This is a genomic window from Brevundimonas sp., from assembly GCF_035626535.1.
Lineage (GTDB): Bacteria > Pseudomonadota > Alphaproteobacteria > Caulobacterales > Caulobacteraceae > Brevundimonas.
In genome coordinates, this window is sequence record NZ_DASPNO010000002.1 from 1 (window position 1) to 16,728 (window position 16,728).

At 69.6% G+C, this 16,728-nt stretch carries 17 protein-coding genes, 1 other RNA gene and 1 pseudogene; 6 read left to right on the top strand and 13 right to left on the bottom strand.

The features are described 5' to 3' along the window. The first annotated feature begins 4 nt into the window (after positions 1 to 4). The 3 genes from purL to VEC04_RS00125 are packed head-to-tail and all read left to right on the top strand — an operon-like array spanning position 5 to position 4,187. A complete protein-coding gene (gene purL, locus VEC04_RS00115) occupies positions 5 to 2,215 on the top strand; it encodes a phosphoribosylformylglycinamidine synthase subunit PurL (RefSeq protein WP_324772663.1) in 2,211 nt (736 codons plus the stop codon). Further along, the gene (locus VEC04_RS00120; RefSeq protein WP_324772604.1) at positions 2,215 to 2,565 is read left to right on the top strand and encodes a DUF305 domain-containing protein; all 351 of its coding nucleotides are present in this window, start codon (positions 2,215 to 2,217) and stop codon (positions 2,563 to 2,565) included. The genes purL and VEC04_RS00120 overlap by 1 nt, the downstream gene beginning before the upstream one ends. A gap of 53 nt (positions 2,566 to 2,618) precedes the next feature. Then, a complete protein-coding gene (locus tag VEC04_RS00125) occupies positions 2,619 to 4,187 on the top strand; it encodes an alkaline phosphatase D family protein (RefSeq protein WP_324772606.1) in 1,569 nt (522 codons plus the stop codon). Between the two features lie 6 nt (positions 4,188 to 4,193). On the opposite strand, the gene VEC04_RS00130 is transcribed toward VEC04_RS00125, so the two are convergent. The 11 genes and pseudogenes from VEC04_RS00130 to VEC04_RS00180 form a co-directional block, all read right to left on the bottom strand. Further along, positions 4,194 to 5,030, bottom strand: coding sequence for a DUF5694 domain-containing protein (locus tag VEC04_RS00130; protein ID WP_324772607.1), 837 nt, complete (start codon positions 5,028 to 5,030; stop codon positions 4,194 to 4,196). Positions 5,031 to 5,118: 88 nt separating this feature from the next. Continuing rightward, positions 5,119 to 5,412 (bottom strand): BlaI/MecI/CopY family transcriptional regulator, encoded by a 294-nt coding sequence (locus tag VEC04_RS00135; protein WP_324772609.1) that lies wholly within the window; start codon positions 5,410 to 5,412, stop codon positions 5,119 to 5,121. Between the two features lie 17 nt (positions 5,413 to 5,429). Next, entirely contained in the window at positions 5,430 to 5,885 is a 456-nt protein-coding gene (locus VEC04_RS00140; RefSeq protein ID WP_324772611.1) for a MotA/TolQ/ExbB proton channel family protein, read from the bottom strand. Positions 5,886 to 5,942: 57 nt separating this feature from the next. After that, on the bottom strand, positions 5,943 to 6,767 hold the full coding sequence (locus tag VEC04_RS00145; RefSeq protein WP_324772613.1) for a TIGR00282 family metallophosphoesterase: 825 nt from the start codon (positions 6,765 to 6,767) through the stop codon (positions 5,943 to 5,945). Positions 6,768 to 6,777: 10 nt separating this feature from the next. Beyond that, on the bottom strand, positions 6,778 to 7,341 hold the full coding sequence (locus tag VEC04_RS00150) for a 5-formyltetrahydrofolate cyclo-ligase (RefSeq protein ID WP_324772615.1): 564 nt from the start codon (positions 7,339 to 7,341) through the stop codon (positions 6,778 to 6,780). 114 nt (positions 7,342 to 7,455) lie between these two features. Beyond that, positions 7,456 to 7,616: non-coding RNA, 6S RNA (gene ssrS, locus VEC04_RS00155), on the bottom strand. A 127-nt stretch (positions 7,617 to 7,743) separates the two neighbouring features. Beyond that, positions 7,744 to 9,111, bottom strand: a pseudogene (locus VEC04_RS14175) (TIGR01777 family oxidoreductase); the annotation flags it as partial. A 3-nt stretch (positions 9,112 to 9,114) separates the two neighbouring features. Beyond that, the gene (locus VEC04_RS14180; RefSeq protein ID WP_414642619.1) at positions 9,115 to 9,771 is read right to left on the bottom strand and encodes a DUF4166 domain-containing protein; all 657 of its coding nucleotides are present in this window, start codon (positions 9,769 to 9,771) and stop codon (positions 9,115 to 9,117) included. Positions 9,772 to 9,787: 16 nt separating this feature from the next. Beyond that, positions 9,788 to 10,312 (bottom strand): GbsR/MarR family transcriptional regulator, encoded by a 525-nt coding sequence (locus VEC04_RS00170; protein ID WP_324772621.1) that lies wholly within the window; start codon positions 10,310 to 10,312, stop codon positions 9,788 to 9,790. Positions 10,313 to 10,386: 74 nt separating this feature from the next. Beyond that, entirely contained in the window at positions 10,387 to 10,695 is a 309-nt protein-coding gene (locus VEC04_RS00175; protein WP_324772623.1) for a cell division protein ZapA, read from the bottom strand. Next, positions 10,695 to 10,955, bottom strand: coding sequence for a hypothetical protein (locus tag VEC04_RS00180; RefSeq protein WP_324772625.1), 261 nt, complete (start codon positions 10,953 to 10,955; stop codon positions 10,695 to 10,697). The genes VEC04_RS00175 and VEC04_RS00180 overlap by 1 nt, the downstream gene beginning before the upstream one ends. A gap of 97 nt (positions 10,956 to 11,052) precedes the next feature. Here VEC04_RS00180 and tkt point away from each other — a divergent pair, with 97 nt between their 5' ends. Genes tkt through purT form a run of 3 tightly spaced genes read left to right on the top strand, consistent with a single transcriptional unit; the run spans position 11,053 to position 14,642 of the window. After that, a complete protein-coding gene (gene tkt, locus VEC04_RS00185; RefSeq protein ID WP_324772627.1) occupies positions 11,053 to 13,047 on the top strand; it encodes a transketolase in 1,995 nt (664 codons plus the stop codon). Positions 13,048 to 13,049: 2 nt separating this feature from the next. Next, a complete protein-coding gene (locus tag VEC04_RS00190) occupies positions 13,050 to 13,445 on the top strand; it encodes a VOC family protein (protein ID WP_324772629.1) in 396 nt (131 codons plus the stop codon). A 3-nt stretch (positions 13,446 to 13,448) separates the two neighbouring features. Further along, the gene (gene purT / locus VEC04_RS00195; RefSeq protein WP_324772631.1) at positions 13,449 to 14,642 is read left to right on the top strand and encodes a formate-dependent phosphoribosylglycinamide formyltransferase; all 1,194 of its coding nucleotides are present in this window, start codon (positions 13,449 to 13,451) and stop codon (positions 14,640 to 14,642) included. On the opposite strand, the gene VEC04_RS00200 is transcribed toward purT, so the two are convergent. Together VEC04_RS00200 and VEC04_RS00205 are read right to left on the bottom strand one after the other, a co-directional pair. Beyond that, positions 14,639 to 15,892 (bottom strand): S41 family peptidase, encoded by a 1,254-nt coding sequence (locus VEC04_RS00200; RefSeq protein WP_324772633.1) that lies wholly within the window; start codon positions 15,890 to 15,892, stop codon positions 14,639 to 14,641. The genes purT and VEC04_RS00200 overlap by 4 nt on opposite strands. A gap of 103 nt (positions 15,893 to 15,995) precedes the next feature. Then, the gene (locus tag VEC04_RS00205) at positions 15,996 to 16,661 is read right to left on the bottom strand and encodes an EF-hand domain-containing protein (RefSeq protein ID WP_324772635.1); all 666 of its coding nucleotides are present in this window, start codon (positions 16,659 to 16,661) and stop codon (positions 15,996 to 15,998) included. Positions 16,662 to 16,728 lie beyond the last annotated feature (67 nt).

A 16,728-nucleotide genomic window follows, 5' to 3' on the forward strand; every position in this document is an offset into this window, starting at 1 on the left:
GGCCATGCCGGACGCGATCAGCCCGCGGATCATCGCCGAGCACGGGCTTACCGGCGAGGAATATGCGCGCGTCGTCGAGGCGCTCGGCCGCGAGCCCAACCTCACCGAGCTCGGCATCTTCTCGGTGATGTGGTCGGAGCATTGCTCGTACAAGAGCTCGCGCGCCCATCTGAAGAAGCTTCCGACCGCCGCCCCCTGGGTGATTTGCGGCCCCGGCGAGAATGCCGGAGTGATCGACATCGGCGATGGCCAGGCCGCCATCTTCAAGATGGAGAGCCACAACCACCCCTCCTACATCGAGCCCTACCAGGGCGCGGCGACGGGCGTGGGCGGCATCATGCGCGACGTCTTCACCATGGGCGCGCGGCCGGTGGCCCTGCTGAACGCGCTGCGTTTCGGCGATCCGTCGCACGAGAAGACGAAGCGGCTGGTCAAGGGCGTGGTCTCGGGCATCGGCGGCTACGGCAACTGCGTCGGCGTGCCGACGGTGGGCGGCGAGACCAATTTCCATCGCGGCTACAACGGCAACATCCTGGTCAACGCCATGTGCGTGGGCCTCGCCAAGGCCGACAGCCTGTTCTACTCGGCCGCGCCGGCGCCGGGCCTGTCGGTCGTTTATTTCGGGTCGAAGACGGGGCGCGACGGCATCCACGGCGCGACCATGGCGAGCGCTGAGTTCGACGAGGATTCCGACGAGAAGCGCCCGACCGTGCAGGTCGGCGACCCCTTCGCCGAGAAGCTTCTGATCGAGGCCACGCTGGAGCTGATGGCCTCGGGGGCCGTGGCGGCGATCCAGGACATGGGCGCGGCGGGCCTGACCTCGTCGTCGGTCGAGATGGCCGGCAAGGGCGGCGTCGGCATTGAGCTGAACATGGACGCCGTGCCCCAGCGCGAGGAGGGCATGACGGCTTATGAGATGATGCTGTCGGAGAGCCAGGAGCGGATGCTGGCGGTGCTGAAGCCGGGACGCGAGCAGGACGGCTACCGCATCTTCGAGAAATGGGGACTCGACGCCGCGGTCATCGGCAAGACCACCGACACGGGCCATCTGGTGCTGAAGCATCACGGCGAGACCGTGTGCGACGTGCCGCTGGCCCCGCTGTTCGACGATGCGCCGCTGTACGACCGGCCCTGGGTGCAGCCGGAACTGCAGCCGCGCCTCGACCCGAAGGAGGTCCCGGCGCCGGAGAGCTGGGTCGACGCCGTGATCAAGGTGGTGACCTGCCCTGACATGGCGTCGAAGCGCTGGATCTGGGAGCAGTACGACCGCCACGTCATGGCCGACACCCTGCAGGACTCGTCCACCGGCGCCGACGCGGGCGTGGTGCGGGTGCATGGCACCGACAAGGGTCTGGCGATGACCTCGGACGTGACGCCGCGTTATGTTCAGGCGGACCCCTATGAGGGCGGCAAGCAGGCGGTGGCCGAGGCCTGGCGCAACCTGACGGCGGTGGGCAGCCGGCCGATCGCCATCACCGACAACCTCAACTTCGGCAATCCGCAGCGGCCCGAGATCATGGGCCAGATCGTGCGCGCAATCGACGGCATGGCCGAGGCCTGCCGGGTGCTGGACTTCCCGGTCGTGAGCGGCAACGTCAGCCTCTACAACGAGACCAATGGCGCGGCCATTCCGCCGACCCCGACCGTCGGAGCGGTGGGCCTGCTGACCAACTACGACGTGGTCACCGGCTTCGGCGGCATGAGCGAAGGCGACGTCCTGGTGCTGATCGGCGAGACGGTCGGCGAGCTCGGCTCATCGATCTATCTGCGCGAGGTGCTGGGCCGCGAGGACGGCGCGCCGCCGCCGGTCGACCTGATGCTGGAGAAGAAGACGGGCGACTTCGTGCGCGGTCTGATCGAGGCCGGCGAATTGACGGTGGTGCACGACCTGTCGGACGGCGGGCTGATCGGCGCGGCGGCGGACCTGGCGCTGGCCTCGGATGTCGGCGTGGAGCTGGACGCCAGCTCGGCGACCCACGCCCACATCCTGCTCTTCGGCGAGGACCAGGCGCGCTATCTGGTGGCCGTGCCGGAGGCGACAGACGTCATCGCGGCGGCGCAGGCCGCGGGCGTCCACGCCAGCGTCGTGGGCCGGGCGAAGGGACGCGACTTCGCCTCGGGCGGACCCGACGGCGACCTGTTCCGCCTGCCGCTCGAGCACCTGCGGGAGATGCACGAGAGCTGGCTGCCGAACTGGATCGAGAGGAACGCCTGATGCGGCTTCTGCCGGTCGTCCTGGCGGGAGTCGCCCTGGCTCTGTCCGCCTGCGAGGGGGGCGGCGATCCGGTCGAGCAGGCGTTGCGCGAAGCGTCGGCCGCGCATCAGGCGGCGGCGACCAGGACTACGGCGGAGGCGGCAGCTGCGCCGTCGGCTCCGACCGGCGATCAAGCCTATGTCGAGGAGGCGATCGCAGAACACCGCGCCGCCATCGCCCGGGCGGAGGCCTCGTTGCGGGAGACGGCCGATCCCGCGCTTCGCCAGTTGGCGCAGACCACCATCGATACGCGCAGGGCCGAGATCGCCGCCCTGCAGGCCTGGCGACCGGCCTCGACATCGAGCGAGTGACGTCCGTCATATTTCCCGGCTAGGTCAGACCTGCGAACCGCGGAGCGCCCCGAATGATCCTGCCCTCTTCCGTCTCCCGCCGCGGCTTGATGCTCGCGCTCGCCGCCGGCGGCGTGTCGCTGGGCCATGGGCGGCAGGCGCTGGCCGACCCGGTGTTCGCGGAATATCCGTTCCAGCTGGGCATAGCGGCCGGCGATCCGACGCCGGACGGGTTCGTGCTCTGGACGCGACTGGCCCCTCGCCCGCTCGAGATGGGTCATGGCATGCCGTCGGCGCCCGTGCCGGTGAAATGGGAGGTGGCGGCCGACCGCGGCTTTTCGAACATCGTGCAGAAGGGCGAGGCGGTCGCCCGGCCGGAGATGGGCCACTCGGTCCACGTCGAGGTCGAGGGGCTGGAGCCCGGCCGGGAGTATTTCTACCGCTTCATCGCCGGGGCCGAGCGGACGCCGTCCGGGCGCGCGAAGACCGCGCCGGCGCCGGGCGTGCGCGTGGCGCAGGCCCGGTTCGGGATACTGGGGTGCCAAGCCTATGAGCAGGGCTTCTACACCGCGCACCGGAAGGCGGCGGCTGAGGGCCTGGACTTCGTCTACTGCTACGGCGACTACATCTACGAAGGACGGGGCAACCGGACCTATACCGGGTCCGGCGGGACCATCGAGAACCCGCGCCAGCACCTCGGCGGCGAATGCTATTCGCTGGACGACTACCGGCGGCGCTACGCCCAGTACAAGCTGGATACGGACCTGCAGGCCAGCCACGCGGCGGCCGCGTGGTTCGTGACCTGGGACGACCACGAGATCGCCAACAACTGGGTCTCCGACCTCGACGACGGCGTGCCGCCGGAGGTGTTCCTGCTGCGGCGGCAGGCGGCGGCGCAGGCCTTTTACGAGCATATGCCGCTGCGCCGGTCAGCGTTTCCGCGCGGGGCCGGCATCCAGCTTTACCGGCACGCGGCGTGGGGCGACCTGCTGGACCTGAACTTCCTCGACACCCGGTCGTATCGGTCGAACCAGCCCTGCGACGACGACTGGGCGGCGACCTGCCCGGCCGTGTCCGACCCGGCCGTACAGGTCCTCGGCGAGGCGCAGGAGGCGTGGCTGTACCGCAACCTCGAGCGCAGCAACGCGCACTGGAAGGTGCTGGCGCAGCAGATCATGGTCATGGACCTCGACCGCAAGGAGGGGCCGGAGCCGGGCTACAACCTCGACACCTGGGCGGGCTACCGCATTCCGCGCCAGCGCTTGCTGAACCGGCTGAGAGACAGGCGGATCGGCAACACCGTCGTCCTGACCGGGGACGAGCACCAGAACTACGCCGGCGAGCTGCACCTCGACAGCCGCAATCCGGAGGGGGCGCCGGTGGCGGTGGAGTTCGTCACCACCTCGATCAGCTCATCGGGCGACGGCCAGGACCAGCGCGCCGACGGCCGCCGCTATCTGGCCGAGAACCCGTTCCTGAAATTCAACAACGCCCAGCGCGGCTACGTCGTTTGCGACGTCACGCCGGAACGGTGGCAGACCGAGTTCAAGGTCCTGGACAAGGTGTCGGAGCGCGGCGGGACGCTGGCGACGCGGGCGAAACTGGCGGTGGCGAGCGGGGACGCGCGGGTGGTGGCCGCCTGATCGAGGCTAGCCTTCGGTCAGGTAGTCGGTCGGTTCGACCAGCACGTAGCCCGGCGTCGTCGAGACGAAGTGGCGAAGCCAGTAGGCGTGACCGGCGCCGAACATCAGCACGATCCGGTCGCCGGGCTCGGCGACCTGCATCAGTCTGGCGAAGATCATGGCGTTGCGGGTGTACCAGCGGCCGTTGAGCTCGGCGCCCGGCATCTCCTCGCCTGAGCCGAACGACAGGAAGCGGTAGTACATCGGCGCGTTCGCCGTGCTCATCGCGACGCCGGGAGCGTTCACCTGGGCCAGCAGCCGCCCGAGGGTCTCGGTGCGCTGGCGGCGCTCCATTTCGGCGAGGAAAGCCTGGACTTCGCCGCCCCAGGCCTGCAGGTCGCCCGAGCGGCCGTTGGCTCCGGCCCAGGCGACCACGGCGCCGTAGGGGAAGTAGCTCGGCTGACCCTCGCGGTCCTTCTCGTCGACGGCGTAAACGCGCTCGACTCCGGCCAGCTCGGCGAGGCGGTAGCCGATCTGAACCCGCTCGTCGGCGCGGGACAGCAGCCAGTCGGGGCGGTAGTCGGCAAACTGGGGGTCGACCATGGTCGAGGGATCGGCCGCCACCCGTTCGATGGCGATTGCCGTCGGACGGAAGCGCGCGAGATCCTCGGCGACCCGCGCCAGCTGGGCCTGCTTCTCCGGCGTGGTGACGGGGTCGATGGTGGCATTGTGAACGTCCTGCCCGGGATTATCGAGGTGAGGCACGGCGAGCACCATGACCTGCACCGGTTCCGGCGTCGGCGTCTGGGCCAGGGCGGCGGCGGGAAGGCCGAGGGCCGCGACGGCGGCGAGTATCTTCAGCATCGAACGACTCCGCTTGGTTTGCGGAGAGAGGCGGCGGCGGCCGGCTGCGGATGCAGCCGCGGCCATTAACTCCTGGACAGGATGGCGATCAGCGCTTCAGGAAGGCCGACAGGGCGTCCCGGTCGCCCTCGAAGAGGCGATCGACCAAGGCCTCGACCTCGCCCGAGACATAGGTCTCGCGGTCAAGCAGGGCATGATACCGCTGGCGTCCATCCTCCTTGACCGACTTTACCGCCCCCTTCTGCATCAGGCGATGCAGAAGCGTTTTGATGGTCGCATCGGCCCAAGGCTGGGCGGCCTTCACCTCGTCGATCAGGGAGGTGAAGGAGATGGGCCCCCGACGCCAGAGCGCCGAGAGCACCACGCTCTCGGCCTCGGTCACGGCGACCTGACGGGGGTTCAGGATCTCAGCACCGCACGATCGATGCGCGCCTCGATGATCCAGTGGCAGACGACTCCGACCACGCCCGCCAGCAGGCCGAGCAGGAACAGGAGCGCGGCTTCCGCGAAGCCGGGGGCGAGCACCGGCATCGGCACGGATGCGCCCGCGTTGGCGATACCGACGAAGCCATTGAGCAGGACGAAGACCGCACCCAGCAAGCCGAGCAGCGGGCCGCCGAGCCGGAGGGCCGACACAAAGGCCGATCCGCCGGCCAGGCGCTTGCCGCCGGCCAGCTTCAGCCCGGTCAGGACGATGGCGATCAGGGTCGCCGCCATGAGCAGGAGCATCAGAGCCTTCATGGTCTCGTCGGCGTCAGAAAAGACGCTGGCCAAGGTCAATCGAGGCGCGGCGATGGCGAGTCCGGGGATCAAGGCGAGCGCCAGAGCGGCGCCGAGATATTGGAGTACACGCACGTTCACCTCCGTGATTACGAATGTAATCCGATTAGATTACGCGTGTAAACTTCACTGTCAAGCCACCAGTGGAATGGCCTGGCTCAGCCGCCCCCCCACCCGGATGGGCTCGACCCGCGTGGCCAGGCCGCTGCGGTTGTCTGTCTCGACATAGACGCCGCAAACGGTGGCGGGACCGTGAGCCGGTGTGTAACGGCCGCCGGAGAGGCGGGTGGTGAAGCGCCGCAGGGGCTCTTCCTTCTCGTTGCCGATGACCGAGTCGTAGTCCGCGCAGGCGCCGGCGTCGGTCTGGAAGGCGGTGCCGCCGGTCAGGATCTGACAGTCGGCTGTGGGGACGTGGGTGTGGGTGCCGACAACGAGGCTGGCGCGGCCATCGCAGAAATGGCCCATGGCCATCTTCTCGGAGGTAGCCTCACAGTGGATGTCGACGATGACGGCGTCGGCGGCCATGCCGAGCGGACAGGCGGCCAGCTCCTTCTCGACCGCGCCAAAGGGATCGTCGACGGCGTCCATGTGAACACGGCCGAGGACGTTCATGACCAGCACGGTCTTGCCGGAATGGGTCTCGAACAGATTGGCCCCGGCCCCCGGTGCGTCCATCAGGCGGGGATAGTTGAGCGGGCGGATCAGGCGCGGCTCGCGGACGATGTAGGTCAGGGCCTCGCGCTGGTCCCAGCTGTGGTTGCCCAGCGTCAGGCAATCGGCGCCCGCCATGAACAGCTCGCGAGCGGTGTTCTCGGTGATGCCGAAGCCGCCGGCGGCGTTCTCGGCGTTGACCACCACGAAGTCGAGCTTCAGGTCACGCTTGAGGGCAGGCAGATGGTCGCTGAGCCCGTCGCGGCCGGACTTGCCCACCACGTCGCCGAAAAACGCCAGTCTCATACGCTCTGCCTCATGGGACGGCTCTATAACCCCTCTCGGTCAGAACGCCATGCAGGCGGATATCGTGCAGCTCAACGGGGAGATTTTCGACTTCCTGGCCGGCGTAGGCGAAGCCGATGCGGGTGGCAGCGGGCAGGGCCGCGAAGGTCCGGTCGTAGTAGCCGCCGCCCTGCCCCAGCCGGCCGCCTGCGGCGTCGAAGGCCAGCAAGGGGGTGACGATCAGGTCGGGCGTGACCGCCTCGGCCAATGGAAAGGGGGCGGGCACGCCCGCGAAATCGAGCTCGAGCGGCTCGCCGGGCGACCAGCGGCGGAAGATCATCGGTGCGTCGCGCTCGATCACCACCGGCAGACAAAGCTGTCGACCTTGGCGGTTGAGAGCCAATGAGAGGGCGTCCGGGTCGATCTCCGACCCGATGGCGCGATAGACGGCGACGAGCTCGGCCGGAGGAAGTTTGTCCGCGTGTTCGGCCGCACGTAGCGCGGCCTCCGGGTCGAGGCCGGCCAGCCGCTTGCGGGCTGCGCGCATGGCCGCCCGGAGTTCGTGCTTTTGGATCATTGGCGAAAGGTAGCGCATCGGCAGCCCCCTCCACCATCCTTCGGATGGTCTTCCTTCTCCCTGCGGGGGAGGATTGCGCTCAAGCAGCGAGGCTCCGCGAGCCGGGCGATAGCGCACAAGGGAGAGAAGGGTGGCGGCGCCGCAAGAACCGTGAAGGACGTTTAAATCCTCTCGACCTGGGTAGCCAGGTGGGCGCCGTGTGCCCAGGCCCACGGGCCTGATCAGGGACAGCTCCCTTCGAGTGAATTAAGGTCGCGAGGAAATGTTGCCTTCGACGAGGGCCGCAGCAGGACCCGCCGCGGACCAAGATAGGGGATACGCGCGCATTTCACCAGTGGCGCGGACGGGGCGGGCGCCGACGATATCGTGAAGAGCGGCGTCGAGATCCGGATGCCGGAAACGGAAGCCGGTCGCCACGGCCTGGGCCGGGATCACCCGCTGCCCGCCCAGAAGCAGTTCCTCGGCGAAGGCTCCGAAGGCGAGACGCAGCGGCGCGGCCGGGGCTGCGAGGAGGGCAGGACGACGAAGGGCGCGCCCCAGCGCCTGGCTAAGCTGGCGATTGGTCACCGGGTTCGGCGCGACGACGTTGAGCGGACCGGAGATGTGGGACTCGCCGACGGCGTGGAGGATCATCCGCACGCAGTCGTCCAGCGTGATCCATGACGTCCATTGCCCGCCCGATCCCATGGGCCCGCCGAGACCGAACTCGAAGGGCATGAGCAGCCGGGACAACATCCCGCCGTCCACGCCCAGCACCAGACCGATGCGGAGCGTCACCACCCGGACGCCGAGCGTCGCGACTGGGCGGGCCGCCTGTTCCCAGGCGTGGCACAGCCGGTGACTGAAGCAGGGACTCGCCGGGCCCGCCTCGTCAAGCCGCTCGTCGCCGTGGAGGCCGTACCAGCCGATGGCCGAGCCGCTGACGAGAACCGCGGGACGGGTTTCCAGGCGGGCGATCAGGCGGCGGACGGCGCGGGTGACTCGCAGGCGCGAACGCAGGATGCGGCGGCGCCTGGCCAGCGTCCAGGGACTGTCGCTGATCGGTTCGCCGGCAAGATTAATCACGGCGTCGATACGGGTGTCCGCGGCGATCTGGCCGAGGTCCGTGACGAGCGTGATCGGGACGGGCAGATCGGCGGTCCGGGGATTTCGCACAAGGGCGATGACCTCGTGCCCGGCCCCAACCAGCGCCGCCACGAGCCGGCGACCGATGAATCCGGTGGCTCCGGTGACGAGAATCCGGTGGCGCCCGGCCAGTTCCCGGCCCAGGGCGGCGGCGTCCGGCGGGACCAGCCGGTCGGACCGGCGGCTGGCCAGCAGATCGCGAAGGCCGAAGACGAATACGGCAGCGGCCGCAGTGGTGGCCATCAGACCCCAAAGTCCGTTCGACGCCGGAACCAGCTGCGTGGGCCCGGCCGCCCAGCGGGCCAGCAGCGGCAGGAACAGCATCAGGATGGCGCCATAGTTCAGGGCCAGCAGGGTATGGGTGATCCGTTCCGAGGCCGGAAGCCGCCGGGTGCGATCTTCCTCGACGAAATCCGTCAGGGTAATGAGCACTTCGATGGCGAGGATGACCATCAGGGCCACCGCCAGCCCGCCCCTCGGTTCGGCCCATCCGATCAGGGCGAAGAGGGCGGCGTAGATCAGGTTGCGAACGCCGTGCAGGCGCAGCTCCCCTTTCTGGGACGGTTTCCACGCCAGCCGTTCGGTCAGCTCGTGATGGAACAGGGTGTCGAAGGCCCCCATGGCGATCTGGAGCGCCACAAGGGTCCAGAGCAGGTCGGTCATCGGCTATTCGTCCCGGAAAATGGCGTCCTGGCCGAGCAGGCGGCCGAACAGCGGGTGATCCAGCGCGAGGGTGAAGGCGAAGCGGCCCTCGCCCAGATCGCGATGGGTGATGACGAGGGCGCCGGGTTCGGCCCAGCGTGGCAGGCGGAGACGGAAGCCGAGGACGGTGGCGAAATAGAAGGCGCTGCGGAAGGTAAGGGCGCCGTCTCCGGCCATAACGGTCAGGGCCATGCCGACGCCAGCGCCGACATGCTCCTCGAGTCCGGTCGGGCCGGCGAAGCGCTTGGCGCTGTGGACCACCTGCGGAAAGCCGGTCGGGCGGACGTACAGTCGGGTCCAGACCTGGCCTTGGCCGACGGCGTCCTCGGTGACGGTGACGACGCTGGCGCCGGGGCGAAAGACCAGCGGCAGCGGTCCGCCGATCAGGCGGGCGGCCTGGGCGAGACATCGGCCGGCGAGATTGCTCTCGACGGCGCGGACCTCGCCCCGATAGGCGACCGTCGCGCCGGCCCCGAGGCGTTTGCTGAACCGGCGGCGAACCGCCGGCGGGAGGGCCGCCCAGTCGCCGGCGGGGACAAGGGCGCGGAAGCGGAGGTCGGCGAGTTCGCCGGCCGGCGGCAGGGCGGTTTCCCGGTCTTCGATCGCGAACACGGCGCCCATGGTCCCCTTCTCCTGATCACTTGCCCGCCGGTATGAGCGCCGCGATGCGTGCGCCCAGTTTCAGCAGGGCCATCAGCTTGGGCCGGGCCACCGTGGTGATCTGGCCGTACCAGCGGTCGATCGTCTCGGTGAACTCCAGCATCTCCTTCAGCCGCTTCAGGGCGACCGGATGCACCGCCGGGTCGCCTTCTGCCTCGGCGACGCAGGCCCGCAACGTCTCAAGCGCCGGATCGATCTCCTTCGCCTTGCGGCCGGCGGCGATGCGCGAGGCGACCTCCCAGACGTCAGTCTCGGCCTCGAAATGGTCGCGGCGATCTCCCCGGATCGGCACCCGGCGGATCAGGTTCCAGTTGGTCAGCTCCTTGAGGGAGTTGGAGACGTTCGAGCGCGCCATCTCCAGGGCGCCGGCGATGTCTTCGGCCGTCATCGGACGCTCCGCGGTCAGCAGGAAGGCGTGGATCTGCGCCACCGACCGGTTGACGCCCCAGAAGCCGCCCATCTCGCCCCAGTGCAGGACGAAGCGTTCGATCGATCCCGGCAATTTCGATATTTCTGTCATAACAGAAATATCAGACGAAACGGATCGCGAGTCAACGCATAGCTGTCAGAGCCTGCTCAGAGTCCCTGGGCGATCTTTTCCAACCGGGCGGCGACGGCGTTAAGGGCCTCGGCGACACCATCCGTCGAGGCGCCCGCCGCAGATTCGGCCGAGGGATTGGCCAGACGGGCTTCGTGCAGTTCGTCGGCCAGCAACAGGCCCGCCATCAGGAACAGGCGGATGTCGCCCACGTGGCCGACCTCGCCCGCCACCTGACGCACATGGCCGTCGAACTGTTTGGCGAGGATGCGAACGCGCTCCTCCTGCCCGTCGGCGCAACCCACGGCGTAGGGGCGGCCGTTGATCTCGACGGTCACCGTCGCCATCAGCGCGCCTCCTGTTCGGCAAGGCTGTCGCGAATGGCGTCGGCGGCGCGGGCCAGCACCTCGGCGGCGTCGCGGCTGGCGGATTCGAGTTCATGGATGCGAGCGCGATCGGTTTCGCTGGAGGGTTGGGGCGCGAACAGATCGTCGTCGGGGGCGCGGCCGGAGGTCGCGGCGGCGCGGCTCTTCAGGTCGAGCAGGCGGCGTTCGAGCAGCGCCAGAGCGCGATCCACCCGGTCCTTGGCGGCCGATGCAGCGTCCATGCAGGTCACATCCTCCAGAATCCGTATAGAACCCGCTCGCGCGTCGGGGTAAAGCGGCGCGCCTCCCTTTTTCCGCCTCCCGACGAAAGGTCCCCCCGTGACCGACGCCAGAACCGTATCCGAAAAAGCCACCTCCAAGCAGATGGCGGACGCCATCCGGGTCCTGGCCATGGACGGGGTCGAGAAGGCCAAGAGCGGCCACCCCGGCATGCCGATGGGCATGGCTGACGTGGCCACGGTGCTGTTCTCGAAATTCCTCAAATTCGACGCCAGCCGCCCGGACTGGGCCGACCGCGACCGCTTCATCCTGTCGGCCGGCCACGGCTCCATGCTGATCTACGCCTTGCTGCACCTGACCGGCTACAAGGCCGCGACGAAGGAGGAGCTGTCGAACTTCCGCCAGTGGGGGTCGAAGACCGCGGGCCACCCCGAGTTCGGTCACATGCCGGGGGTCGAGACCACCACCGGGCCGTTGGGCCAGGGCCTGGCCAATTCGGTCGGTTTCGCCATGGCCGAGCGGCATCTGGCGGCGAAATACGGATCGGACCTCGTCGACCACCGCACCTGGGTCATCGCCGGCGACGGCTGCCTGATGGAGGGTGTGTCGCAGGAGGCGATCACCCTGGCCGGCCGCTACCGGCTGAACAAGTTGACCGTGCTGTGGGACGACAACGAGATCACCATCGACGGCAAGGTCGGCCTGTCGGACGCGACCGACCAGAAGGCGCGCTTCAAGTCGGCGGGCTGGGCGGTCAAGGCGATCGACGGCCATAATGAGCACCAGATCCGCGCGGCGCTGAAATGGGCGACACGGCAGGACAAGCCGACCCTGATCGCCTGCCGGACCAAGATCGGGCGCGGCGCGGCGACCATGGAAGGCAGCCACAAGACGCACGGCGCGGCGCTGGGCGCGGCCGAGGTGGCGGCGACGCGTCTGGGCCTGAGCTGGACGCACGATCCGTTCGAACTGCCCGAAGGCGTCGAGAAGGCGTGGCGCAAGGTCGGGCGCCGGGGCGCGAAGGCGCGCAAGGCGTGGGAAGCGCGCCTCGCCGCCTCGTCGCAGGCGGCCGACTTCACCCGCGCCATGAAGGGCGACCTGCCTGAGGGCGCGTTCGCGGCGCTGGACGCCAGGATCGCCGAACTGGTCGAGACGAAGCCGGCGCAGGCCACGCGCCAAGCCTCGGGCGCGGCGCTGGACGAACTGTTCGCGGCCGTGCCGGAACTGATCGGGGGCTCCGCCGACCTGACCGGATCGAACAACACCTTCGTCAAGGGCACGCCGATCCTGGACGCGCCGACCTATGAGGGCCGCTACGTCAACTGGGGCATCCGCGAGCACGGCATGGCCGCGGCGATGAACGGCATGGCGCTGCACGGCGGGGTGATCCCCTACGGCGGCACCTTCATGGTGTTCTCGGACTACAGCCGGCCGTCGATCCGGCTGGCGGCCCTGATGGGCATCCGGGTCATCCACGTCCTGACCCACGATTCGGTTGGCCTCGGCGAGGACGGGCCGACGCACCAGCCGGTCGAGCATCTGGCGGCGCTGCGGGCAATTCCGAACCTGCTGGTGTTCCGCCCCGCCGACACGGTCGAGGCCATGGAGTGCTGGCGGCTGGCGCTGGAACACAAGACCGCGCCTTCGGCCCTGGCCCTGTCGCGGCAGAAGACGGCGGCGGTGCGCACCGTAGCGGCGTCCGGGAATCTGTCGGGGCGCGGCGCCTATGAGCTGAAAGCGGCGAACGGCGAGGCGAAGGCGACCCTGTTCGCCACCGGCACCGAGGTTCCGCTGGCGCTGGCTGCGGCGGAGACGCTGGAGGCAGAAGGCACGCCCACGCGCGTCGTGTCGGTTCCCTGTTTTGAACTGTTCTTCCAGCAGGATGCCGCTTACCAGGCGTCGGTGCTGGGCCGGGGCACGGTGCGCGTCGCCGTCGAGGCCGCCATCCAGCAGGGATGGGAGCGGTTCATCGGCGAGGACGGCGGCTTCGTCGGCATGACAGGCTTCGGGGCCAGCGCCCCGGCCGAGGTTCTGTACGAGAAGTTCGGGATCACGGCCGAGGCGGTGGTGGCGGCGGTGAAGGCGCGGCTCTAGCCATGGTGCGCCTCGGCGCTGTCAGCCTGCTGGTCCGCGACTATGACGAGGCGCTCGCCTTCTTCGTCGGGGCGCTTGGTTTCGCGCTCAGCGAGGATACGGACATGGGCGCCGGCAAACGCTGGGTGCGGGTGACGCCGAAGGGCGGCCAGACGTCCCTGCTGCTGGCGCGGGCCACGACCGCCGAGCAGCGGGCGGCGGTTGGAAACCAGGCCGGCGGCCGGGTGTGGCTGTTCCTCGAGACCGACGATCTGACGCGGGACTACGCCGCCTGGACCGAGGCCGGGGTCCGTTTCCGCGAGACGCCGCGGCATGAGACCTATGGCAAGGTGGTGGTGTTCGAGGATCTGTATGGCAACGCCTGGGACCTGATCGAGCCCGCCCGGACCGGAGACTGAACCATGCGCATCGGCACGCCCCTGTCTTCCAACGCGACGCGCGTCATGCTCCTGGGGGCCGGCGAGCTGGGCAAGGAAGTGGCGATCGAGCTGCAGCGACTGGGCGCCGAGGTGATCGCGGTCGACCGCTATCCGAACGCCCCGGCCATGCAGGTGGCGCACCGCAGCCATGTCATCCCGATGCACGACCCACAGGCGCTGGTGGGCGTCATCGCCGCCGAGGCGCCGCACATCATCGTGCCGGAGATCGAGGCCATCGCCACCGAGGCGCTGGTCCAGATCGAGGCGGCCAGGCACGCGGTCGTCATCCCGACGGCGCGGGCGGTGCACCTGACGATGAACCGGGAGGGCATTCGCCGGCTGGCGGCGGAGGAGCTGGGCCTGCCGACCTCGCCCTACGCCTTCGTCAGCAGCGCCACTGACCTGGCCGAGGCGGCGCACCGGATCGGCCTGCCGGTGTTCGTGAAGCCGGTGATGTCATCCTCGGGCAAGGGCCAGTCGATGATCGAGGCCGTGGAGGATGCGCCGAACGCCTGGGCCTATGCGCAGTCTGGCGGACGGGTCGAGACGTCCACGGTGATCGTCGAAGGGCGGATCGATTTCGACTACGAGATCACCCTCCTGACGGTCCGGTCGATGCGGGATGGAGCCGTGCGGACCGACTTCTGCGCCCCGATCGGGCACCGCCAGGAACGCGGCGACTATGTCGAGAGCTGGCAACCGCAGGCGATGTCGCCGGCGGCTCTGGCGGCGGCGCAGGACATCGCGCGCAAGATCACCGATGCGCTGGGCGGGCTGGGGGTGTTCGGGGTCGAGCTGTTCGTGAAGGGGGATCAGGTCTGGTTCTCGGAGGTGTCGCCGCGGCCGCATGATACCGGGCTGGTGACCCTGGCGACCCAGACGATGAGCGAGTTCGCCCTGCATGCGCGGGCCATTCTCGGCCTCCCGGTGGACGTCAGTCAGCGCGACGTCGGGGCCAGCGCCGTGATCTACGGCGGCATGGACGCGGCCGGGATCGCCTTCGAGGGGGTCGCCGAGGCGCTGGCGGTTGCCACCGCCGACCTGCGCCTGTTCGGCAAGCCTGAGAGCTATGAACGGCGGCGCATGGGCGTGGCCACGGCGCGGGGCGCCACCGTCGAAGAGGCGCGGGAGCGGGCGCGCGAGGCGGCCTCGAAGGTGAGACCCGTCGCCAGCTAGAGCGGAGCCGCCGCAGGGGCCCGGACTTCCTGGGCCGCCGAACCGGCCAGCGCGGCGATGGCGAGTTCCAGCGCCGGATCCTGCTCCGCGTCCTCGTCTTCAGCGGGCGCCGCCACGTCGGGCGTGACACCCCGCTTCTCCAGCCGGACCCCGCCGGCGGTGACGAAATCGGAACGGCTGAGGCTGAGGCGGCCGCCATCGGGGAGGCGGGTATCCTGCGAAATCAGTACGGCGCCGGCGGTCCGCTCGCCGACGACGACGGCGCGACCGGCTTCCTGCAGCGCGGCGGGGGTCAGTTCGGCGGCGCTGCGGCTGTTGGCGTCGACGAGGACCGCGACATCGTTGGGTGCGGGAGCGTCTAGTTCGCCGCAGCCGCCGGCGGTCTTGAGCACGATGGCGCGGCCCGAGCGGGTGGTCCGGGTCGCCCAGGCGAGGTCGCGCGGCAGGAAGCAACTCAACACCGCGTCGGCCTCGAGCAGCCGTCCGCCGGGGTTGCCCCGCAGGTCGAGGACGACATCCGTTTCCGGTGGCAGGGCCGCGAGTTGCCGCCCCATCCAGTCGCCCAGCCCCGGGTCGAAGGCGTCGAAGCGCAGGATGGCCACGCCCGGGCGTGACAGATCGGCGTTGAACGGCGGGCGCGGCTGCATGATCCGGGGCGTGACGGTCAGGGTCCGGCTGACGCCCTCCCCGTCGATGAGGGCCAATGTCACCGCCTGACCCTCGGCGACGTCAAGTTCGGGAAACCAGACGCCGGGACGGGTGGTGTCCAGCCGCCAGCCGCGGACGATGCCCGCGACCTCGGCCGGCGATCCCTCGCGGACCCTCTCGACGGTGTAGACGCCTGGCTTCCCGGCGTCGGCCCGCAGCGTCACGCCGATCGCCGGGCGGGCCTGACGCACCGTGTCGATCCGACGCGCGACCGCCGGGGCCGCGACGCCGGCGTGGTCGTCGTCGAGCAGGTCGAGCATCTCGCCGAGCACGCGATACAGAGCGCGGTCATCCGGCGCGGCGAGCGCCCGGGGCCGGTAGGTGCGTCGCGCCGCGTTCCAGTCCACGCCATGCAGGCCCGGGTCGTAGTACTGGCTGCGCACCTCGTTCCAGACCCGGTCGAAGACCCGCTGGTTCATCCGGGCCCGTTCACGGGTGGGCCGGGCGGGCGCGGGAACGTCCGGAGCAGCGGCGACGGCCGCAGGGGCCGGGACGCCGGGATCGCGCGCGAACGCCGGCGCCGCGATGAGCGCAAGGCTCATCGCGGCTGACCCGGTCAGTCGGAGAAGGAGGCGGCGAAAGTTCATCGGACCCACTTAGGGCGACGAACCCCGGTTCCTCAAATCACGAATACGACGGGTACGATCAATCTTCGGCGCGGGTCTCGATGCAATGGGTGAAGACCCGGACGCCGCCGTCGCCGCCGCGCTCGCCTTCCTCGATGTAGCCCGAGTGGTCCGCGTCCATCCGGGCGAAGGCTTCGCGCAGCGGGCCGGTGAACTCCGCTTCGCTGACCTTGCCGTCGCCATCCTTGTCCATGTCGGCGTGGTGACCGGGACCGCCGGTGGACCGGACCTCGAAGCGGGTCTCGCCGCCCCGACCCTCGTGGCCCGGCCGATGGATCACGTGCGGCATGCCATGGCCGCCCGGCCCCCGGATGATGATCTCATGCTCCTGACGCGCGCCCGCCTCGCCGCCGGGGTGAGGGCGGCGCATCTCGAAGCGGTGGACGCCGGGGGCGCCCTCCGGTCCGCCGTGGGCGATCATCACGTTCCCGTCTCCACGCGGGCCATGACCGCCGGCCATCTCCTCCGTGGAGAGGCGGCCGTCGCCGTTCGTGTCCATCTGGCCGAAATGATCGTTCAGCGGCGCGGCGAACTCCTCGCGCGACACCTGGCCATCTCCGTCCTTGTCGAGCGATCCCGGACCGTGCGGCCCCATGACCATGACGCGGGTGTGGACTTCCGGCGGCGCGGGCGGAGCCGGCGGCTCCTGAATCAGGGCGGCGGAAAGGGCGATCAGGGTCAGCATAGGCATGGGCTCCCGGGTGCGTATTTCACCGTTCGACCACATTGGCCTTTCGCGGGTGTTTCATGCA